This is a genomic window from Seongchinamella sediminis (genome assembly GCF_003457605.1).
GTDB lineage: Bacteria > Pseudomonadota > Gammaproteobacteria > Pseudomonadales > Halieaceae > Halioglobus > Halioglobus sediminis.
Map to the genome: position 1 here is coordinate 329,776 of NZ_QRAN01000002.1, position 20,194 is coordinate 349,969.

At 63.2% G+C, this 20,194-nt stretch carries 17 protein-coding genes and 1 pseudogene; 12 read left to right on the forward strand and 6 right to left on the reverse strand.

Annotated elements, in window-relative coordinates:
* The first annotated feature begins 241 nt into the window (after positions 1 to 241).
* Positions 242 to 1,609 (forward strand): Fic family protein, encoded by a 1,368-nt coding sequence (locus DWB85_RS03060; RefSeq protein ID WP_117952723.1) that lies wholly within the window; start codon positions 242 to 244, stop codon positions 1,607 to 1,609.
* 89 nt (positions 1,610 to 1,698) lie between these two features.
* Here the strand turns inward: DWB85_RS03060 and DWB85_RS03065 are convergent, their stop codons facing one another.
* Both DWB85_RS03065 and DWB85_RS03070 read right to left on the reverse strand, forming a co-directional pair.
* On the reverse strand, positions 1,699 to 2,211 hold the full coding sequence (locus DWB85_RS03065; RefSeq protein ID WP_117952724.1) for a hypothetical protein: 513 nt from the start codon (positions 2,209 to 2,211) through the stop codon (positions 1,699 to 1,701).
* Between the two features lie 98 nt (positions 2,212 to 2,309).
* Positions 2,310 to 2,726: a hypothetical protein gene (locus DWB85_RS03070; protein WP_117952725.1), complete on the reverse strand. Its 417-nt coding sequence runs from the start codon at positions 2,724 to 2,726 to the stop codon at positions 2,310 to 2,312.
* A 173-nt stretch (positions 2,727 to 2,899) separates the two neighbouring features.
* Here DWB85_RS03070 and DWB85_RS03075 point away from each other — a divergent pair, with 173 nt between their 5' ends.
* The 5 genes and pseudogenes from DWB85_RS03075 to DWB85_RS19735 form a co-directional block, all read left to right on the forward strand.
* Positions 2,900 to 3,325, forward strand: a complete 426-nt coding sequence (locus DWB85_RS03075; RefSeq protein WP_117952726.1) for a potassium channel family protein — start codon at positions 2,900 to 2,902, stop codon at positions 3,323 to 3,325.
* Positions 3,326 to 3,329: 4 nt separating this feature from the next.
* Positions 3,330 to 3,911: a DUF2238 domain-containing protein gene (locus DWB85_RS03080; RefSeq protein ID WP_117952727.1), complete on the forward strand. Its 582-nt coding sequence runs from the start codon at positions 3,330 to 3,332 to the stop codon at positions 3,909 to 3,911.
* A 1-nt stretch (position 3,912) separates the two neighbouring features.
* Positions 3,913 to 4,395 carry a GNAT family N-acetyltransferase gene (locus DWB85_RS03085; protein ID WP_117952728.1) on the forward strand — a complete coding sequence of 161 codons (483 nt, stop codon included), beginning with the start codon at positions 3,913 to 3,915 and terminating at the stop codon, positions 4,393 to 4,395.
* Positions 4,396 to 4,530: 135 nt separating this feature from the next.
* Positions 4,531 to 7,638, forward strand: coding sequence for an efflux RND transporter permease subunit (locus DWB85_RS03090; protein ID WP_117952729.1), 3,108 nt, complete (start codon positions 4,531 to 4,533; stop codon positions 7,636 to 7,638).
* Positions 7,639 to 7,658: 20 nt separating this feature from the next.
* Positions 7,659 to 8,633: pseudogene (locus tag DWB85_RS19735) on the forward strand (efflux RND transporter periplasmic adaptor subunit); the annotation flags it as partial.
* Here DWB85_RS19735 and selD read toward each other — a convergent pair.
* From selD to rdgC, 3 genes are read right to left on the reverse strand one after another with little or no spacing between them, the layout of a single operon-like run.
* On the reverse strand, positions 8,578 to 10,923 hold the full coding sequence (gene selD, locus DWB85_RS03100) for a selenide, water dikinase SelD (protein WP_117952731.1): 2,346 nt from the start codon (positions 10,921 to 10,923) through the stop codon (positions 8,578 to 8,580). The pseudogene DWB85_RS19735 and the gene selD sit on opposite strands and share 56 nt — an antisense overlap.
* Positions 10,923 to 12,014, reverse strand: a complete 1,092-nt coding sequence (gene mnmH / locus DWB85_RS03105; RefSeq protein ID WP_117952757.1) for a tRNA 2-selenouridine(34) synthase MnmH — start codon at positions 12,012 to 12,014, stop codon at positions 10,923 to 10,925. The genes selD and mnmH overlap by 1 nt, the downstream gene beginning before the upstream one ends.
* Positions 12,015 to 12,018: 4 nt before the next feature.
* Positions 12,019 to 12,924: a recombination-associated protein RdgC gene (gene rdgC, locus DWB85_RS03110; RefSeq protein ID WP_117952732.1), complete on the reverse strand. Its 906-nt coding sequence runs from the start codon at positions 12,922 to 12,924 to the stop codon at positions 12,019 to 12,021.
* A 177-nt stretch (positions 12,925 to 13,101) separates the two neighbouring features.
* Between rdgC and DWB85_RS03115 the strand changes: the two genes are divergently transcribed.
* The 4 genes from DWB85_RS03115 (at position 13,102) to DWB85_RS03130 (ending at position 17,896) form a co-directional block, all read left to right on the forward strand.
* Positions 13,102 to 14,595, forward strand: coding sequence for an FAD-dependent oxidoreductase (locus DWB85_RS03115; protein WP_117952733.1), 1,494 nt, complete (start codon positions 13,102 to 13,104; stop codon positions 14,593 to 14,595).
* Positions 14,596 to 14,691: 96 nt separating this feature from the next.
* Positions 14,692 to 15,132 (forward strand): VOC family protein, encoded by a 441-nt coding sequence (locus DWB85_RS03120; protein WP_117952734.1) that lies wholly within the window; start codon positions 14,692 to 14,694, stop codon positions 15,130 to 15,132.
* 6 nt (positions 15,133 to 15,138) lie between these two features.
* Positions 15,139 to 17,508, forward strand: a complete 2,370-nt coding sequence (locus tag DWB85_RS03125) for a SpoIIE family protein phosphatase (protein ID WP_117952735.1) — start codon at positions 15,139 to 15,141, stop codon at positions 17,506 to 17,508.
* Positions 17,509 to 17,521: 13 nt separating this feature from the next.
* Positions 17,522 to 17,896: an STAS domain-containing protein gene (locus tag DWB85_RS03130; RefSeq protein ID WP_117952736.1), complete on the forward strand. Its 375-nt coding sequence runs from the start codon at positions 17,522 to 17,524 to the stop codon at positions 17,894 to 17,896.
* A 1-nt stretch (position 17,897) separates the two neighbouring features.
* Here the strand turns inward: DWB85_RS03130 and DWB85_RS03135 are convergent, their stop codons facing one another.
* Positions 17,898 to 18,599 (reverse strand): glutamine amidotransferase-related protein, encoded by a 702-nt coding sequence (locus DWB85_RS03135; RefSeq protein ID WP_117952737.1) that lies wholly within the window; start codon positions 18,597 to 18,599, stop codon positions 17,898 to 17,900.
* 159 nt (positions 18,600 to 18,758) lie between these two features.
* On the opposite strand from DWB85_RS03135, the gene DWB85_RS03140 reads away from it, so the two are divergent.
* Both DWB85_RS03140 and DWB85_RS03145 read left to right on the forward strand, forming a co-directional pair.
* Positions 18,759 to 19,292, forward strand: coding sequence for a phosphatase PAP2 family protein (locus DWB85_RS03140; RefSeq protein WP_205422645.1), 534 nt, complete (start codon positions 18,759 to 18,761; stop codon positions 19,290 to 19,292).
* Positions 19,289 to 20,089, forward strand: coding sequence for a glycosyltransferase family protein (locus DWB85_RS03145; RefSeq protein ID WP_117952738.1), 801 nt, complete (start codon positions 19,289 to 19,291; stop codon positions 20,087 to 20,089). The genes DWB85_RS03140 and DWB85_RS03145 overlap by 4 nt, the downstream gene beginning before the upstream one ends.
* Positions 20,090 to 20,194 lie beyond the last annotated feature (105 nt).

A 20,194-nucleotide genomic window follows, 5' to 3' on the forward strand; every position in this document is an offset into this window, starting at 1 on the left:
ACAAGCAAGCATAAACCCGCCCGGGGCATATCTGGGGGCACGATGGCGAACCAATTCAATAAAGCATACAAGTTTCAATGGCTTATAATGCCTTTGGCAAGACGCCTCCGCTGGCCCATCTAAACACAACATATTGATTTATAGGCATATTTTCAATAACTACTAATTTTTTGTAAATTAGTAGTTATGCCACTCCTCCAGGGATATACTAATTTTCAACAAATTAGTATTTGGGGAAGACATGAAGCTACCAGCCATCCCCCCAACAGTTCAGGATGTTCTGAATCAATGGGGCAAACAGGCCAACGACAAGCTCATCAAGGCCCTCATGTCCAATGTGGGTCCCTATGACTCGAAAGGACGCTATCTCCACTGGGACAAACTCCGTCACCTCACTCCCCCGGAGGGTTTCGAAATTGAGGGGTATTGGCTGGCCCTGCACACAGCCAGGCAAAGCATTTCCAGGCCGCTGCCCTTTCTGGACAAGCAGGGACGCCCATTTTGCTTTTGTGTACCAGACGGCGTAATGCGAGACCTGTTCTGGATAAGCGAGAGCGCTACTGGCGCCATAGAGGCGGATCCCGAAATTTCCGACCCATCAACTAAAAAAACCTATTTGATAAATTCGCTGATAGAGGAAGCCATTAGCTCCAGCCAACTGGAAGGCGCAGCAACCACTCGACGGGTTGCGAAAGAGATGATCAGAACAGGCAGGGCGCCTAAAGACCATTCTGAAAAAATGATTATCAATAACCACCATGCCATGAGGTTCTTAAGGGACGTTAAAAATGATGCGCTAACACCTTCAATGATATTTGAGCTTCACAAGATTCTCACAGAAGGCACCCTACCTGCTGAGGACAAAGACAAGGCTGGCAAATTCAGAAGTGCCAAAGACGACATTTGCGTCTTCTCAAAAGACGGAACTTTATTGCATGTGCCGCCAACCGTGGCGGACTTACCAGACAGGCTTCAAAAAATTTGCGACTTTGCGAATTGCACCAGTGAAGATGAAGCTATGTATATACATCCAATAATACGAGCAGCCATTGTTCATTTCATGATCGGCTATGACCATCCCTTCGTTGACGGGAATGGCCGAACTGCGCGTGCTTTGTTTTACTGGGTGATGGCCAATAGGGGATATTGGCTCATGGAATACATCTCCATTTCCCGGATCATCAAAAAGGCCCCTGCTCAGTATCAGTATGCTTACCTGTACACCGAAACCGATGAGAACGACATGACGTATTTCATCATTCATCAACTAGAGGTGATCAAGGAAGCGATTGCAGACCTTCACCAATACCTGGGACGTAGATCAGCGCAGATTAAAGAGGCCGGAAAATTACTGGATCACTCTCATCTACACGGTGAACTGAATCATCGCCAGTTAAGCCTGTTGAAAAATGCTCTCAAAAATCCCGGCGCCGAATACACTATCAAGAGCCACCAGACCTCTCATGGAGTAACGTACCAGACCGCCAGGACAGACCTTCAACGGCTTTCAGACGAATTCCACTTGCTGAGAAAGTACAAAATCGGCAAGCGCGACGTATTTGTGGCACCACCAGAGCTCAGGGACCTGATCAAACAGCATCAGCACTAGTTTCCATGCATCACTAGACAAGGGGCATTTACAGGGGCATGTAGACCAGCGAGCACCCGGGGCGCCGTCGGACCGGGCCAGCGCAATTTTCAGTCGGCGATTGCCACTGCCGCCGGCGCCCGCAGTGCCACCAGTACCATGATGACAACCAGCACTGCCGCCATCAGGCCTGCCCAGGCGCCCTTGAGAGCGGCATAGGACGCTGGTGAAAATGAGTCTATTCCTCCCGCATAGATAATCAGGAGTAACACGGGAGCGAAAACGGATACACCGACCAGGCCGAACAGGAGCGAACTCTTGCCGAGTCCAGCCGGGAAGCGATCTGCCAATGATTGCAACAGGGACCCTGATTCGAGCCTCATCGATTGCAGCTTTCCACTCTTGAGCTTGCGCCGCTGGAGGGGAATCACAATCAGCGCCACAATCAAGGGCAACAGAAAGGCGGTAGCCACAATATCACCCACGAAACTGTGCTGACCACTCCAGGTCAGGTCCGGGCCGCCGCGCAATATGAGCCAGGCAATCAATCCGTTGGCTATGGCATTGGATATGCCTCCTACCAGCATTTCGTGCTTCAGGTGAGCTTTAACGTTAGAACCCATGCCCTACTCCTCGCGGTGGCGTGTCACTCAATGGCTGCTATTGCAGCAGGGTAAGCGGGTCACGGTCAATGCCTTTACCGCGACCCGGCTGGGTTTGGTCAGCCCTGGCCCATGGCCTCACTCATTTTCTCGCCAGCTTCCTCCGCGGCATCACCGGCCTCGTCGGCGGCGTCCTCTGCGGCATCAGTGGCGTCGTCGGCTGCGTCTTCCATGGCATCGCCGGCGTCGGCGGCCATGTCGGAGGCGGAATCCACGGCATCGTTGATTGCATCGCCGGTGGCGTCAGCAGCATCGGCGGCCATGTCGCCCGCGTCTTCCATGGCATCGCCGGTGGCATCTACGGCGCTTTCCGCCATATCACCTGCGGCTTCCATGGTCGCTTCGGTCTGCTCTTTCACGCTCTCCACAGCACTGCCGACACTGCTTTTAGCCTCTTCCACATCTTCCTTGCTGCAACCGGAAAGGGCCAGCACCGCTGAGGCGGCAAAAATAGCCAGATAATTTACTGTCTTCATAGGAATTCCCTTAAACAAGTGTTTTGTTAGCTCTTCTGCTAAGCACTATTATAGTGTCCACTCACGCGGAAACCCCAGACTACGCTGCCTGCGGCAGGCCGTCAAAAGGGAATTCCGGCGCCGTTGCGGCGCCCGAAGGTGTACAGTTGTGCCATGAGGCTGCCGGATTACCCATGATCGCCATCGTTTCCATCAACATACTGGTCATCGCCGTGGCGGTCATTATTCACTATGAGTTCCTGTACCGGTTCACCATCCTCATGCCGCAGCTGAAAATCCGCCACCGTTTTCGCATCGTCCTCGGTGTGTTCGCCGCGCTGACCGCCCATGCCCTGGAGGTGTGGATTTTTGCCGTGTCCTATTACCTGATGCACCACGCCGAAAGCTGGGGGTATTTCCAGGGCAACTTCGAGGGCAGTCTGCTGGATTGCGTCTACTTCTCCTTCACCACCTACACCACTTTGGGCACTGGCGACATTGAGCCCATCGGCGACCTGCGCTACCTGACCGGGCTGGAATCGCTCACCGGCCTGGTGTTGATCACCTGGAGCGCATCCTTCCTGTACCTGGAAATGACCCGCTACTGGGACCGGGACTGATACCATGCGCACCCTCTGGCTGGCCCTGTTCCTGCTGACCTTCACCTGGTCGGCAATCAATCCCCGGGATTACTTCACCTGGCTGCTGGAAGTATCGCCGGCGGTCATTGGCCTGGCGGTGCTGGTGTACACGCGGGATTCATTCCCGCTAACGCGCCTGCTGTACGGGCTGATTCTGCTGCACTGCGTCGTGCTGATGGTGGGCGGACATTACACCTACGCCGAGGTCCCCCTGTTCGACGGCCTGTTCGGCGCCGAACGCAACAACTACGACAAGCTCGCCCACTTTATCCAGGGTTTTGTTCCGGCGATGATTGCCCGCGAATTACTGATCCGCAAACAGGTGGTCAACGGCATCGCCTGGCGCAACTTTATCGTGGTCTGTTTCTGCCTGGCGTTCTCGGCCTTTTATGAACTGCTGGAGTGGCTGGCAGCAGTAATGGCGGGAGCTTCGGCGGAGGCCTTTCTCGGCACCCAGGGATACCAGTGGGATACCCAGAGCGATATGGCGCTGGCGCTGCTGGGGGCGGTCACTGCACTGCTGGTGCTGGGCCGCAGGCACGACCGACAACTGGAGCGACTTTGACATGACATCGTTAGCAATACGCAATGGCACCCCCGAGGACATCGGCCAGATCTACCACTTCATTCGCGAACTGGCCACTTACGAGAAAGCGCTGGACGAGGTCAGCAGCGACGAGACCATGCTCCGCGAGGCCCTGTTCGGGACCAATCCCCGGGCCTACTCGCTGATCTGCGAAGTGGACGGCGGGCCCGCGGGTTTCGCCATTTACTTCTACAACTTCTCCACCTGGCTGGGCAAATACGGCCTGTTTCTCGAGGACCTGTACGTTTCTCCGGAGTACCGCGGTCACGGCGCTGGCAAGGCCCTGCTACAGCACCTGGCCCGCCAGGCGGTCGCCGAGGGCTGCGGCCGCTTCGAGTGGAACGTACTGGACTGGAACGAACCGTCCATCCGCTTTTACGAAGCCTGCGGCGCAGAGCCCCTGAAGGAATGGGTGGGCTACCGGCTGCACGGAACCGCCCTGGAGCGCTTCGCCGCCGGCTAGCAAAGCCATGTCCCAACGGCCCCTACCGGCATTCGTCGCAGCCCGGCTGCAACTCGCCGCAGATCCCCTGCCTCATCCCCCCGCGCCTGCTATGTTCAGGGTCCGCTAGAACCAGACAATCCACAGGGGTGGGTCGTGAACCTGACTGCGAGCTCGTTGAAGAATCCCGCTGGCATTGCCGTTGCCGTGGCGGTCATCCTGTTTTTTGGCGCCTACAGCCTGACCCGGCTGCCGGTGCAGCTGTTCCCGGATATCGAAAACCCCACCATCAGCATCCAGACCGGCTGGCGGGCGGCGTCGCCGCGGGAAATCGAGTCCGAGATCGTCGAACCGATCGAGGCGGTGTTGCGGGGGATCCCGGGGCTGAAAGAAATGGCCGCTTACGCCAATGCTGGTAACGCCTGGGTCAACCTGGAGTTCGGCCTCAACACCGATATGCAGCGGACGCTGATCGAGGTCATCTCGCGCATGAACCGGCTCGATCCCCTGCCCCGTGACGCCACCCAGCCGGTTATCATGCTCGGCGGCGGCAACGGCGACACCCCCGCCCTCACCTTCTTCTTCCTGCAATTACTGCCTGGCACCGAGGGCTCGATTTACGACTATATCCAGTTTGTCGAGGACGTTATCCGTCCCGCCATCGAGTCGGTGCCGGGGGTCGCCCGGGTCAGCGTGCAGCAGAACAATGCCAACCCGGAACAGGAACTGGAGATCCTCTTCGACCCCTATCGCGCCGCGCAGCTGGGCATTCCACTGACCGAAACCGCGGCCCGGCTGGGGCGGGCCAATGACATCAGCGGTGGCTTCGTCGACGTTGGCCGGCGCCAGTACACCCTGCGCTTCACCGGCCGCTACGAACCCGATGAGCTGTCCGGGTTCGTCCTGGAATGGCGCGATGGCCGCCCCATCAAGCTGGGGGACATCGCCGACATAGCGGTCACCCGCGGCGAGCAAGTGCTCACTAACACCCAGAACGGCAACCCCGCGGTGGCGGTCCGCATCGACAAGGAAACCAGCGCCAACGCGCTGCAGACCCTGAATGCGGTGAAAGCGGTGGTGGCGGAGCTCAATGCCGGACCGGTGGCCGACCGCGGGCTGGTCATGGCCCAGTCCTTCGACGCCTCCGTGTTCATTATCCGCGCCATCGGCCTGGTCGGCGGCAACATCCTGCTCGGCATCCTGCTGGCGGTGGGCATTCTCTGGTGGTTCCTGCGTCGCTTCCGGGCGACGCTGATCGTCGCCGTGGCCATTCCGGTGTCACTGCTGGCCACCTTCGTGGTGCTCAACCTCACCGGCCGCACGCTCAACGTGATTTCCCTGGCGGGCCTGGCCTTCGCCGTGGGCATGGTACTGGACGCCGCCATTGTGGTGCTGGAAAATGTGGTGCGCCTGCGGGAAAAGGGCCTGAACAGTTTCGACGCCTCACTGCAGGGCGCGCAGCAGGTGTGGGGCGCCCTGCTCGCCTCCACCGCCACCACCGTCGCCATTTTCCTGCCGGTTATTTTCATGCGCGAGGTGGAGGGCCAGCTGTTCGGCGACCTCGCCATCACCATCGCCATCGCCGTGGTGGTGTCGCTGCTGGTGGCGGTGACCATATTGCCGCTGGCGGCCCGCCGCTGGCTGCAGGAGGGCAAACTGGAAGACCGCAACCGCGGCCTGTGGCTGCGGATCAGCAACTTCATCATGGCCATCACCTCCACCCCGCGCAAGCGCTGGACCCTGGCGGCGGTGCTTATCGCTACCCCGCTCAGCGCCAGCTACCTGCTGTTGCCCGAGCTCGACTACCTGCCGCCGGTGAAACGCGACGCGGTGGATGCCTACTTCCAGTTTCCGCCCGGGGTCAGCGAACGCAGCATCGCCGAGGAGTACATCAAGGTACTGGATGAGCGCATGGCGCCGTTCATGAGCGGCGAGCGGGAGCCGGCGCTGAAGAACTACTACATCCTGACCTGGAACGGCGGCGGCGGCATGGGGGCCCGGGTGGCCGACCAGTCGCGGGTCAAGGAGCTGGAACGCATCATCAACCAGGAGATTTTCGCCGACCTGCCCGACATGCAGTTCTTCGCCTCCCAGGGCAACCTGTTTGGCGGCTTTGGCGGCGACCGGGTCATCGCCCTGCACCTGCAGTCCCGCGACCGCGCCGCCATCGCCGAGGCGGCGGCCCTGGGGGAAACCCTGCTGCGGGAGGCCCTGCCCGACAGCAACGTGCGGGTCAGTCCCAACCTGGAGCAGGCCGAGCCGGAGTTGCAGCTGGCGCCCAACGACCGCAAGATCGCCGAGGCGGGCTGGGCCCGGCAGGACATCGGCACCCTGGTGCGGGCCATGGGCGACGGCCTGTACGTGGGTGAATACTTCAACGGTGAGAAACGGATGAACATCATTCTCCGCTCCGAGCCCTGGGAGTCTCCCGAGCAACTGGCCTCCGCCCCGGTGGTGACCCCCACCGGTGCGCTGGTCCCCCTGTCCGAGCTGGTGGACATCGAGCGCACCGTCGGCCCCAGCCAGCTGCGCCGGATCGACAGCCGCCGCACCATTACCATCGATGTACGGCCCCCGGAGGACGTGTCACTGGAGCACGTGCTCACCACGATTCGCCAACAGGTCGAACCCCGGCTCAAGGCGGCTCTGCCCGCCGACGGCAACATTCTCTATGGCGGCAGCGCCAACGCCCTGACCCGGGCCATCAAGTCCATGGGCAACAACTTCGCCCTGGCGCTGGTGGTCCTGTTCCTGCTGATGGCGGCCCTGTTCCGCTCCATGAAAGACAGCCTGCTGGTGGTCATGGCGATGCCCCTGGCCATGGTGGGCGGTATCGTCGCCATCCGCCTGCTCAATCTGGTGAGCTTCCAGCCGCTCGACCTGCTGACCATGATTGGCTTCGTCATCCTGCTCGGCCTGGTGGTCAACAACGCCATCCTGCTGGTGCACCAGACCCGCAGCGCCGAGCGCGAGGGCGTGAGTCGTCACCAGGCGGTGGAACAGGCCCTGCAGACCCGGCTGCGGCCGATATTCATGAGCACCCTCACCAGCATCTTCGGCATGTTGCCGCTGCTGCTGATGCCCGGCGCCGGCAGCGTGATCTACCGCGGCCTGGCCGCCGTTATCGTCGGCGGTATGTGTGTCAGCACCCTGTTTACCCTGTTACTGCTGCCCTGCTTCCTGCGCATGGGCGAAAGCCACAGCCGGGTCATTGAAGGCGACGGCGACAAGACGCCGGCCCCGCAACTGAAGTCGGTGGCATAAATGACTACTGGAGAACCACGATGAAATTCCTCAACCGCGCCCTCCTGGCAAGCACCCTCGTCCTGGCCGGCGCCGGCCAGCCCGCCCTGGCCCAGCAAGCGGAAGCCATCGTCGAACTGGCGACGGTCAGCGCAGAGAGCGCCAGCTCCGTGGTCCGGCTGCCGGGCACGGTAATCAGTACCCAGGACGCGGTAATCGCGGCGGAGATCAGTGGCCGCCTGACCTGGGTCGCCCAGGTGGGTGACCACGTCGAGACCGGCGATGTCCTCGCCCGGATCGATGACCACCTGCTGCAGCTGCAGCTGCGCAACGACCAGGCCCAGATCGCCCGGCTGGAAGCCGATATCCAGTACAACAGGCGCCAGATCGACCGGCTGCAGAAGCTTGCCCTGCAGAACAATATGGCCAGGGCCGAGCTGGACGAGGTGGAGTCACGGCTGGAAATGCTGCTGCAGGAACAGCGCATTGCCGAGGTGGAACTGGACCGCACCCGGTATGACCTGCAGCGGGCGCAGGTCAAGGCCCCCTTCCCCGGCGTGATCGCCAACCGCGAACTGTACAGCGGTGAATACACCACCCCGGGCGCGGGGCTGGTCCGGCTGGTGGATACCCGGCAGGTGGAAATCAGCGTGAACGCCCCGCTCAAGGTCGCCCGCTACAACCGCCCCGGCAGCGAGGTGGAAGTGGCGGGGCACGGCGCCACCGCCGTCAGCGCCATCCGCGGCATGGTTCCGGTGGGCGACGAGCGCTCGCGGATGATGGAACTGCGGCTGTCGGTGGAGCCGGGGCAGTGGATGATCGGTGAAGCGGTTACCGTGGCCCTGCCGGACAACGCCGCCAGCCCGGCGCTGAGCATTCCCCGGGACGCCCTGGTACTGCGCGAGAACAATGTTTTCGTGTACACGGTCTCGGCCGACAACAAGGCGGTGAAGGTGCCGGTCAAGACCCTCGCCGGTCGCGGTTCACGAATAGCGATTGAGGGCGACCTGGCCGCCGGCGATGCGGTGGTGGTGAGAGGCGCGGAACGACTGCGCGAAGGGCAGGCCCTGAAAGTGGTCGGTCACCACCTGGCGGCCAAGTGAGGCTGACCGTCGCGCGGCCCGCTGGCGGGCCCGCCGTGACCGCGCCGATCACCCGGGCCTGGGCATAGCCCCCCTGGCAGAGGCTGGCCACCAGCTCACTGGCCCGGTCCGGGGCTGCGGCCAGCAACAGGCCGCCGCTGGTCTGGGGGTCGAACAAAATCTGTGCCGGCGCTTCCTGCGCCGCCGCGGTACCTGCGAGCGCCGCCTGGGCAGAGGCCCTGTTGGTCTCGTGCAGGGTGCTGCGCACGCCCGCCGCCAGCAGCGCTGTCGCCCCCGGCAAGGTGGGCAGGCCCGCCAGGTCCAGAGCGGCGCCCTGCCCCGGCAGCAGCATTTCCAGCAGGTGCCCGAGCAGGCCAAAGCCGGTGATATCGGTGCAGGCCGAGACCGCCGCGCCAGCCGCGAGCTCGGCGGCCAGGGCATTGCCCTGCAGCATCATCTCGATCGCCGCCGCCACATCCCGGCCATCGGCGCCCTGCTGCATGTGGGCCGCAAACAGCACTCCGGTGCCCAGGGGCTTGGTCAGGATCAACACATCGCCGGGCCTGGCGCCGCGCTTGGGCAGCGCCCTGTCTGCCACCAGCTGGCCGTTAACCGCAAAGCCAAGCTGCAGCTCCGGGCCCTGCATGCTGTGGCCACCGGCGAGGATGCAATCCACTTTCGCGAATTCGTAAAGCGCCCCGGCCAGCACCTGCTGCAGGTCGCGCTCCAGCAGGCTGCCCGCGGCAAACGGCAGGGTGATGGCGGCGAGGGCGGACAGCGGCCTCGCGCCGCAGGCATAGAGGTCGCTGAGGGCATGATTGGCGGCGATGCGCCCCATCAGCCAGGGGTCGGCAACCAGCTGCCGCAGCAGATCCAGGCTCTGCAGCACCGTCTCCCCCGCCACCCCGGGAATGGGCACAGCATCGTCACCGCTGGCCGGATCCGCCACCTGTTCCGGGAACTCCCCGTGCAGGGCGGCCAGCACCGCTGACAGGCCCGTTGCGCCGACCTTGGCGCCACAGCCGCCGCAGTGCGGTTTCGCCGCCGGCTCCAGGGCGCCGGGAAGGGCATCGGCGCCGGCCCCGGCCTCCATGGCGGGCAGCGTTTCGAAGCGGCCCATGAATTCCCGGTCTATCCGGTCTTTCCAGTGCCAGACCCAGCGCCCGCTGGCGCTGAAAACAGCCCGGTCCGCGGTCGCCTGCCGGTCGCCGAGGGAGAGCAGGGAGAGAAAGCGCTGCTGGGGCCGGTGCTGCCGCAGCGGCCGGCCCATCAGGCTGGCGCGCAGATTGTGGGCCAGCGCCGGCGCCTGGCGCACGGCGTAGACGCCGGCCTTGGGCCGCGGATGATTGAACTGGCTGGCAATATCACCGGCGCCGAATACGGCCGCATCGTCGACGGAGCGCAGGCTGTCGTCCACCAGCAGGAAGCCCCGCTCGTCACAGGCCAGGCCGCTGGCCGCCACCCACGGCGCCGCCGCGGCGCCAGTGCACCAGAACAGGTCGTCGTAGACATGGCGGCTGCCGTCGCCGAGGACAATCGCCTCGTCCTCCACCCGCGCTACCCGGCTGTCCACATGGAGCTCCACCCCGTGGCGGGCCAGCGCCGCCATGACGGCGGACCTCGCCCGCCGGTTATAACCCTGCAGGATCTGCGGCGCGCCACAGAACAGGGCGATGGCTACCGGCCGCTGCGCCAGCCGGTGGGCCATGGCCAGCGCCAGCTCCACACTGCCGGCGCCGCCACCGACCACCGTTACCCGGTGGCTGGTGTGCGCCTGCTGCAGGCGGGATTCAAGCTCACGCCAGCGCTGCCACAGCCCCGCCACCGGCTTTACCGGCACCGAGTGGGCCCGCGCCCCGGGGACCGAATCGAGTTCCGGCTGGGAACCGATATCGATGCTGAGCAGGTCGTAGTTGATCGGCGGCCGCCCCAGCAGGGTCAGCTCCCGCGCCGCGGGATCCAGCGCCGTGACCTCGGAGGCGATAAAGCGCACCCCTGCCCACTGGCACAGTCGGGACAGGTCGATATGGGTTTGTTCAAAACGGTAATGTCCCGCCACCAGTCCCGGCAGCATGCCGGAATAGGGCGTATGGCTGGCCGGCGACACCAGGGTAATGCGCAGTCCGGCGATGGGGTTCATGGCCAGCATTCGCAGCACCAGGGCATGGCTGTGACCGCCGCCCACCAGCACCAGGTCGCGCTGCAGTTCCGCCTGGGCCCGCATCAGCGACCGGCAACCCAGTCCAGCACCGCCGGGCGCGAACCGCGATACAGGACATCGCCCGCGCGCTGCTGTAACTGATACTCATACATGGGGTCATAGTACTGTTCCAGCAGCAGGCCGATCCACGGGCGGTGGCCGTCCAGGTTCCCGCTTTGCCGCTGGCGGGCAAAGCCGGCCGCCATCATTTCCCGGCTGCGCTGGTGGCGCTCCCCGCCCAGCCGCCTGCGGATTTTATCCAGGTCAGCCTGCAGTTTCTCCGCGTGCAGTTCGTCTCCCCGGGCGCCGTACAGCTCCCGGTAGCGCCGGCCGAGGTCGACGATGTAGTCCGCTATCACCACCTCGATGCGCTCATCGAGACTCTGCTCAAGCACCACCAGCGGCGACTGCGCCATCTTCTGCCGCAGCACTTCCGGCAGGTGGATGCGGCCGATCAGCCGGCCCTCGTCCTCCAGGTAAACCGGGCCCCGGCCTTGCTCCAGCAGTTTCAGCAGCGCGATGGACAGGCTGTTTTCAAAGTCGATCTGGCTGGGCTGGGGCTGGGGCAGCTGGCCGAAGGTGGAGCCACGGTGACAGGCCAGGCCCTCGAGGTCTACCGCGCGGGCAATACCCTGGATCACCCGGGTCTTTCCGGTGCCGGTTTTGCCGCTGATCAGCACCAGGCTGGCCTGCGCCACCGAGCGCTCCAGTTCATCGATCAGGAAGCGGCGCATGGCCTTGTAGCCGCCGCGGACCAGGGGGTAGTCAATGCCCTCATCGCGCAGCCACTGCTGGACCGTCTGCGACCGCAGGCCGCCGCGGAAGCAGTACAGGTAGCCATCGGGGTGTTCGCGGGCGAAGTCACACCAGGCCGCCAGGCGCTCGTCCCGGGTGGCGCCGCTGACGATGCTGTGACCCAGTTCGATTGCCGCCTGCTGGCCCTGCTGCTTGTAACAGGTGCCGACCCGGGCGCGCTCCTCGTCACTCATTAACGGCAGGCTGGTGGCGCCGGGGAAAGCGCCTTTGGCAAACTCCAGCGGGGCGCGCATGTCCATCATCGGCGCATCGGCGAGGAACAGCGCACGGTAGTCCTGGGTATCGGGGCGCGCCGGCAACAGCTTACTCCGCCTCGCCACCGAAAATGTCGATCACCCGCTCCTGGAGGGCAGAAATGGCGTCGGACATCAGGGCGAAATCCGCGTCCAGCCGGGCGGCATTGTCCGCCTCGGGAATGTCCTCGTTCTCTTTCATCAGTTCTTCGCTGAACTTGAGCCGGCGCAGGCACAGGTCCTCGGCCAGGACCAGTTTCACCCGCTCGTCCCAGGACAGCGCCAGCCGCGCCACCTGCTTGCCGGCATTGAGGTGAGTTTCCACCTCTTCACTCAACAAATCAACGCCACGGCAGCGAACCACGCCGCCCTCCTCGCCGGGCTCGCGCAGCTCACATTCCTCGCCCAGGGCGAAATCATCCGGCAGGCTCTGGTGCGCCAGCCAGCCGGTCATGGTCGCCGAGGGCGCGTTGTTGACCTGCGGCAGCACCACCGGGAACGAGCCAATGCACTCCCGCAGCAGGTTCAGCAGTTCCTCGGCGCGGGCGGCACTGGCGGCATCGATGAATATCCAGTTGTTGCGGCTGTCTATATAAGCGTAAACCGCGGAGGAGCGGGTAAAGGCCCGGGGCAGGCAGTCCTGGATGATTTCGTCCTTGAGGGTGAGGCGCTCCTTGCGGTAGACCTTGCGTGCCTGCTCCGATTCGATATGAGCCACCTTCTCCTCCAGTTGCTCGCGCACTACCGTGGATGGCAGCAGTTTTTCCTCCCGCTTGAGCTTGACCAGCAGGCGCCCGCCGGCGCTGTGGGCCAGTTCCTCCGACGCCTCTCCCAGCGGCGACACCCAGCCCAGGGCAAGAGCCTGGGACTTGGCGCAGGGCTCAAACGCCCGCGGGGCGAGCTGTTCGCCCAGGGACTCGGCGGAAAGTTCGAAGGGACTGGTGAGACGGTAGGCGCGGATGTTCTTGAACCACATATGTTATACAACCCTGGCAAAAGCCCGGGATTGTAACCCAGCCGTCGGGGTCAATCGGCAGAAATATCCCGGTCATGTACAAATTGTTGTGCCTGGCTGCTGCCCCGGCTGTTGTCTCCTCCCGGCAGAGTCTATTTAATGCGCTTACGCAGTTAACCGGACACGACCACTACCGATATGAGCAAGCAGACCAAGACCAACCCCTCGCAAGCCCGTCACAGTAGCGATGTCGGCCAGTGGGACATGGAAACCGACATCGCCGTCATTGGCTTTGGCGGCGCCGGCGGCTGTGCCGCCATTGAAGCGGCGGATGCGGGCGCCGAGGTGGTGATTTTCGAGCTGGCCAGCGCCAGTGGCGGCTCTACCGCCATGTCCAGCGCCGAGATTTACATGGGCGGCAATGGCGGCACCCGGGTGCAGCGGGCCTGTGGCTTCGAAGACAGCACCGAGGACATGTTCACCTACATGATGATGAGCGCCGGCCCCCAGGCCGATGAGGCCAAGATTCGCAATTACTGCGAGAACAGCCTCGCCCACTTCGACTGGCTGGTTGACCTGGGCGTACCGTTCCGCGACAGCTTCCACGAGGAGCGCGCCATCATGTGCCTGACCGATGACGGCCTGCTCTATACCGGCAGCGAAAATGCCTACCCCTATGCCCAGCAGGCCAAACCCAGCCCCCGGGGCCACAATCTCTACGTCAAGGGCGACAACGGTGGCCCCCTGTTCATGAAGATCGTCACCGAAAACGTGGACCGGCGCGACAATATCAGCGTGCACTACGAGGCGCGGGCCCTGACCCTGATTGTCGACGACCAGGGCGAGGTGGTGGGTATTGTTATCCGCAAGGACCAGCAGGAACTGAACGTGCGCGCCCGTCAGGGGGTGATTCTCTGTGCCGGTGGATTCGTGATGAACGAGGAGATGCTGCAGAAGTACGCGCCGATGCTCAGCCGGGGCAACCAGCCCATCGGCAACCCCGGCGACACTGGCAGCGGCATCCAGATGGGCATGGCGGTGGGCGGCGCCGCAATCAACATGCACGAGGGCTTTATCAGCATTCCCTACTACCCCCCTGCCAGCATGACTTATGGCATTGCCATCAATGACAAGGCCCAGCGTTTTATCAACGAGGACGTGTACCACTCGCGACTGGGCCACGCAGCCCTGCAGCAGCAGGGAGACCGGCTCTATTTCATCCTCACCGTCGACGATTACGGCAGCTACGAGAAGCTCAATTTCATGGCCGCGCCCATCGCCGGTACCGGCGAGACCGTGGCGGAACTCGAGGAAGAACTGGGTCTGCGTCGCGACAGCCTGCAACAGACCATCACCCTGTACAACGAGGACTGCGAGGCGGGAGAGGACACCCAGTACCACAAGGGTAGCCAGTGGCTGAAGCCGCTGGAGCCGCCGCTGGTGGCGCTGGACATCACGCCCGGCAGGGGCTGCCTGGTGCCCTTTTTCACCCTCGGCGGGCTCGACACCCTGCCCACCGGCGAGGTGGTCAATCCCCAGCGCCAGGTCATTCCCGGCCTCTATGCCGCGGGCCGCACCGCCTGCGGCGTGGTGCGCCGGGCCGAGGGCTACTCCAGCGGTATGTCCGTGGGTGACGCCACGTTCTCCGGCCGCCTCGCCGGCCGGCAGGCAGCCGCGGCGCCCCGGCGCTGACGGCTCCGGGCTTGTAAGCCCGCCACCGCGCTTCTAACATGGTCAGGCGGACGCCCCGGCGCCCGCTTTCCCCTTACTGCCAAGAGAGGCCCGGCTATGAAGTACCTGCACACCATGGTGCGCGCGCGCGATCTGGAAGAAACCCTGGGTTTTTACTGTGACAAGCTCGGGCTGGTCGAGGTAAAACGCCACGACAGTGAAGCCGGCCGCTTCACCCTGGTATTCCTCGCCGCTCCCGGAGATATGGCGACAGCAGAAAAGGACGCCAGCCCCTGTGTCGAAATCACCTGGAACTGGGACCCGGAGGAATACAGCGGCGGCCGCAACTTCGGTCACCTCGCCTACCGCGTGGACGACATCTACCAGACCTGCCAGCGGCTGATGGACAAGGGCGTCACCATCAACCGTCCCCCGCGGGATGGGCACATGGCCTTCATCAGGTCCCCCGACGGCATTTCCATCGAGCTGCTGCAGGCCGGTGAGTCCCTGCCACCGGCGGAGCCCTGGGCCTCCATGGAGAACACCGGCAGCTGGTAATCCCCGGTGAGGAACAGCTTCTCCGCCCGCCTGATCGTACTGCTGACCCTGGCGCTGGCGCTGATCATGGGTGGCGGCATGCTGCTCGACTACCGCTTTTCCCGGGAAGAGATTCTCGCCCGCCTGGCCGAGGAGGCCAGGGTCGAAATCGGGGTGGCAATCAACGACACCGAAAACTGGCTGCGGGGGGTTCAGGCCACAACCCAGCTGCTGGGACGTTTCCTGCAGCAAACCGATTACGCGGAAGACGGCCTGCAGCAATTGCTGCACGATGTAGTCGCCAACAACGACGAGATATTTGGCGCCGCCATCGCGCTCAACCCGGCGCTCAGCGACCAGCCCGAGGGTTTCGCCGCCTATTACTACAGCGGCCAGGGCGCGGTGCGTTTCGCCAACCTCGCCAGCGACAAGGCCAGCTACCAGGACCAGCCCTGGTTCACTGACCCGATTGCGGCGGGCAAGGCCCTGTGGAGTGAACCCTACTTCGATACCGGCGGCGGCGAAGTGCTGATGACCACCTACTCGGTGCCGGTTTATCGCTACGGTGACAGCGGTGAACGCTCGCTGTACGCGGTGGTCACCGCCGATGTCACCCTGGCGGACCTGCAGCGGGTGGTCAGCCAGCTGCACCTGGGAGCAAGCAGCTATGGCCTGCTGTTCAGCCGCCAGGGACGGGTGATGAGTTCGCGCAACCCGGCCAGTGTGATGAAGCACTTCAGCGAAATGGCCTACCAGGGTGTTGACCAGGACATCTGGCACAGCATGTTCAAGCACGCGCTGGAGGGCGAAGGCATTACCGCCGACTTTCCCTGCCCTGAGTCCGCCGGTCAGTGCACCATCCGCATGGGGCGCCTGGAAAGCACTGGCTGGCCCATTGGTGTGGTCTACAACCAGCGCGAAATCCTGGCGCCGCTGCACCGCTACGAAATCAAGACGGCGATGCTGGCCCTGGGCACCCTGCTGCTGATGTCCCTTACGGTTTACCTGCTGACCTCGCGGCTCACCCGGCCCCTGCAGCAACTGAGCAGCGCCTCGGAACACATTGCCAGGGGCAACCTGGATGTTCCGCTGCCCCAGGCCCGGGGCGAGGATGAAGTATCCCGGCTGGTGCGCTCCTTCGCCAGCATGAACCGGGAACTGAAGGCCTATATCGGCGACCTGGAAACAGCAACCGCCAGCCGCAGTCGCCTGGAGGGTGAACTGAATGCCGCGCGCGAGATCCAGATGTCGATGCTGCCCGGTGCCGGCGAGGCCTCGTGGCGGGAAGGGGGCATCAGCCTGTGGGCACAGGTGCTGCCGGCGAAAACCGTCGGCGGCGATCTCTACACTTATTTTCGCGATGGCAGGCAATTGTTGCTGGCGGTAGGCGATGTCTCCGACAAGGGTGTACCCGCCGCCCTGTTCATGGCCCGCTCGATCAGCTTCCTGCAGCAACTGGCGGGTAGCCAGCTGGCGCCGGATACCGCCATGGCAAAGCTCAATAACGCCCTGGAGCGCGACAACCAGAGCTGCATGTTCGTTACCCTGTTCCTCGGCGTGCTCGACCTGGAGAGTGGCGAGCTGTGCTTCGCCAGCGCCGGGCAGACCGCCCCCAGCCTGCTGCGCAACGGCCAGGCGGGGCCAGTAAGCCAGGACACCGGGCCCGCCCTGGGGCTGGCTGCGAACCAGGTGTACCCGCGCAACACCCTGCATTTACTTGACGGTGATCGCCTGGCGATTTTCACCGACGGCATTGACGAGGCTTTCGATACCGGGGCCCGGATGTACGGGGTCGAGCGTGTCGACGAGGAGATGCAGGCCAATGCGCAGCTGCCTCTGGCGGCATGCGGCCGGGCCCTGATCGCCAGTGTCGAGGCCCACGCGGGAGCGCAGCCCCAGTCAGACGACATCACCCTGATGCTGCTGGAGTACCGGCCCGGTGGCAGGCACAGCAGTGCGCACAGCTTCAGCCCCGGTCCCGGCCTGGCCAGCCAATTGGAGAGCTGGCTGCAGCCTCTACTGCAGGCCTGGGCGGTTCCCACCGAGTTGGTGCTGGAGCTCAACCTGGTGGCTGAAGAGCTGGCCACCAACGTCAACAAATACGCCGGGCTGGACGAGGAAGAGCAAATGCTTGTCACCCTGGCCTTGCAGGCAGGCACCCTGTCGCTGGAAATCAGGGACGCCGGAAGAGCGTTTAACCCGCTGACCGAGAGCCGGCGTTCAACGCTGGGAGCGGATATAGACGCTGCCGAGATCGGTGGCCTTGGTGTACACTTGATCACCCGGCTCACCGATCGCCAGAGCTACCGCCGGGAGGACGGCCACAACGTCCTGCGGGTGGAAAAGGACATTCGGGCCCCGGAGCGGGCCAGACCGGACCAACATCCAGAATACTGAGGCTGACCACACCATGGACCTGACCACCACCGTTGCCATCGACGAAGAGAACTCTGTCGCCCGCGTCGCCCTGGCCGGAGCGCTCAATACTGACACCGCCCCGGCTTTCGAACAGCGCCTGCAGGACGTGGTCAACGACGGTTACCAGCTTACCGTGCTGGATATGAAGGAGCTGGACTACATCAGTTCCGCGGGGCTGCGGGTGATATTCAAGGCCGCCAAACAAACCAGGAACGACGGCCGCAAACTGGCCGCCGCCAACCGCAAGCCACATATTGACAAGGTGTTCGACATTCTCAAGGCACTGCCCGACATGGCGGTGTTTGCCAACGACCAGGAACTGGACGACTACCTGGACAGCATGCAGCGCAAGGTCAGAGAGGACTGATTCAGCGCTTGAGGAAGTTCAGTATCCAGCGTGCAATGCGCTCGCTTTCCGCGGCCCTGTCCAGCGAGGCCATGCCGCGACTATAGGCCTCCTCGCCAATCGCTTCGCGGCGAAACTCCATGATCTCCCGGGAGTAGCCAGGCACAAACTCCGGATGTCCCTGGAAGGTGAGGATGTTGTCACCCACCTGGACCACGGCGTTTTCGCAAAAATCGCTGCCCGCCAGCACCCTGGCACCGCGGGCGTTGCGCACCACCTGGTCCTGGTGGCTGACCAGGATATCGAAGTCGGCCTTGCCACCATCGTGCCAGTCCGGACGCTCGGTAAAGGTGTGGGTGTGCCGGCCCACGCCCCAGCCCTTGCTGGATTTTTCGGTTTTGCCGCCCAGCGCCTGGGCCACGACCTGGTGGCCGAAACAGATGCCGACCAGTTTTTTGCCGCGCGCATCCAGTTCGCGGACAAAGTCGATCAACCGGGCAATCCACGCCTTGTCCTCATACACTGACGACTTGCTGCCGGTAATCAGGTAGGCATCGACCTCGTCGATATCCTGCGGGTATTCACCTTCCTCCACGTCGTACACGACGAATTCCAGTTCCGGGTCTTCCCGACCCAACAGGACGGTGAACATGTCCGGGTATTCACCAAATTCCGGCACCCACTCCGGGCGCACGGCGTCAGTTTTCAAAATTCCGAGTTTCATCTGTTCGCAGGGCTCCTGAGGCGCGATCGCCGCGCCAATCGGCAATGATAGAAACGGCCCCGGATGCTGTCCATACCACCATAGGGCAGGGTTGTACTGTCATCAAAAATACACGCCAGCGTCATCAAATTGCCACTGCGCCAGATCACTATTGGCACTATGCAATTACTCGCCACACTGCAGAAATACGAGATGCGGCTGCTCGCCAGCGTTTTTAGCCAGACCGAGAAGCGCATGGTCATCCCCATGGCCCGGGCAGTGTCCCGATCCGGCGACGGCTACCTGCACGTGCTGATACCTGTACTGGCCTGGCTCCTCGACCCGGAGGGGGCCGCACTGCTGGTACCATTGTTGGCCCTCGCCCTGATAGCAGAACGCGCGCTCTACTGGCTGCTTAAAAACAGCCTGCGCCGGCCACGGCCGCAGCAATCGGTACCGGAGTTCCGCAGCCTAATTACCGCCAGCGACCAGTTCAGCTTTCCTTCCGGCCACAGCTCCGGCGCCTTTCTGCTGGCCACAGCCCTGATGGTAGTTTACGGCGCCGCGGCGGCGCCCCTATACCTGTGGGCCCTTGCCGTGGCCCTGTCGCGCGTACTGCTCGGCGTGCACTTCCCCGGCGACACCCTCGCCGGCGCACTCATGGGCGGCGCTATCGCGCTAATCACGGCAAACCAACAGGGCCTGCTGCCATGAAAATTATCTACGGTATACAGGGTACTGGCCAGGGCCACATCTCCCGCGCCCGTGCCATGGCCGCGGCCCTTGCCCGCTGGCCGGTGGAAGTCACCTGGCTATTCTCCGGTCGGCCCCGGGAGGGGCTGTTCGACATGGAACCGTTTGGTGACTTTGAACATCGCCGGGGCTTGTCGTTTACTACCCGCGCCGGCTGCCTGCGCTACGGGGAAACCCTGCTCGACAACAGTGTCCCCCGGTTTCTGCAAGAAGCCCGCAACCTCGACCTGAGCGGCTACGATGTCGTGGTGAGCGACTACGAACCGGTCGTCGCCCGGGCCGCCCGACGGCAGGGACGCAGGGTGATCGGAATTGGCCACCAGTATGCCTTTGGGCCAAACACGCCCAGGGCCGGCAACAGCTGGCTGCAGGAGTGGATCATGCGCCATTTCGCCCCGGTGGATGTACCCCTCGGCCTGCACTGGTACCCCTATGACGACAACGTACTGCCACCAATTCTGGACCTCCCTGACCTGCCAGTGGCTCGCGGCGAGCACCTGCTGGTCTACCTGCCCTTCGAGGACCAGGATGCGGTGAGCCGCCTCCTCCAGGGCTTCCCCCAGCGCAGGTTCGTCCAGTACTCGGCCGCCATCACCGACGAAGTGCGCGGCAATGTCACCCGGCGAAAGGCGGATATAGACGGCTTCAAACAGCACCTGGCAAGCAGTGCCGGGGTCATCTGCAGTAGCGGTTTCGAGTTAATCAGTGAGTGCCTGCAATGGCGCAAGCCGGTGCTGACTAACCTGAATATTTCATGAGTCATCAGATTCGGCCAAATCTCCGCGGAGATTTTCCGATTACGGAATCGCAGGCAGTTAACAGGCTGATTTGATCTGATTTCACGCCTTGCGGGCACACTTCCC

Excerpts from the sequence above, each read along its gene's own strand:
- DWB85_RS03140 (WP_205422645.1), top strand. The coding sequence starts at position 18,759 with ATGCAATTACTCGCCACACTGCAGAAATACGAGATGCGGCTGCTCGCC.
- DWB85_RS03065 (WP_117952724.1), bottom strand. The coding sequence starts at position 2,211 with ATGGGTTCTAACGTTAAAGCTCACCTGAAGCACGAAATGCTGGTAGGA.
- DWB85_RS03120 (WP_117952734.1), top strand. The coding sequence starts at position 14,692 with ATGAAGTACCTGCACACCATGGTGCGCGCGCGCGATCTGGAAGAAACC.
- DWB85_RS03130 (WP_117952736.1), top strand. The coding sequence starts at position 17,522 with ATGGACCTGACCACCACCGTTGCCATCGACGAAGAGAACTCTGTCGCC.
- DWB85_RS03135 (WP_117952737.1), bottom strand. The coding sequence starts at position 18,599 with ATGAAACTCGGAATTTTGAAAACTGACGCCGTGCGCCCGGAGTGGGTG.
- DWB85_RS03060 (WP_117952723.1), top strand. The coding sequence starts at position 242 with ATGAAGCTACCAGCCATCCCCCCAACAGTTCAGGATGTTCTGAATCAA.
- DWB85_RS03115 (WP_117952733.1), top strand. The coding sequence starts at position 13,102 with ATGAGCAAGCAGACCAAGACCAACCCCTCGCAAGCCCGTCACAGTAGC.
- DWB85_RS03070 (WP_117952725.1), bottom strand. The coding sequence starts at position 2,726 with ATGAAGACAGTAAATTATCTGGCTATTTTTGCCGCCTCAGCGGTGCTG.
- DWB85_RS03075 (WP_117952726.1), top strand. The coding sequence starts at position 2,900 with ATGATCGCCATCGTTTCCATCAACATACTGGTCATCGCCGTGGCGGTC.
- DWB85_RS03085 (WP_117952728.1), top strand. The coding sequence starts at position 3,913 with ATGACATCGTTAGCAATACGCAATGGCACCCCCGAGGACATCGGCCAG.
- rdgC (WP_117952732.1), bottom strand. The coding sequence starts at position 12,924 with ATGTGGTTCAAGAACATCCGCGCCTACCGTCTCACCAGTCCCTTCGAA.
- DWB85_RS03080 (WP_117952727.1), top strand. The coding sequence starts at position 3,330 with ATGCGCACCCTCTGGCTGGCCCTGTTCCTGCTGACCTTCACCTGGTCG.
- DWB85_RS03145 (WP_117952738.1), top strand. The coding sequence starts at position 19,289 with ATGAAAATTATCTACGGTATACAGGGTACTGGCCAGGGCCACATCTCC.
- selD (WP_117952731.1), bottom strand. The coding sequence starts at position 10,923 with ATGCGGGCCCAGGCGGAACTGCAGCGCGACCTGGTGCTGGTGGGCGGC.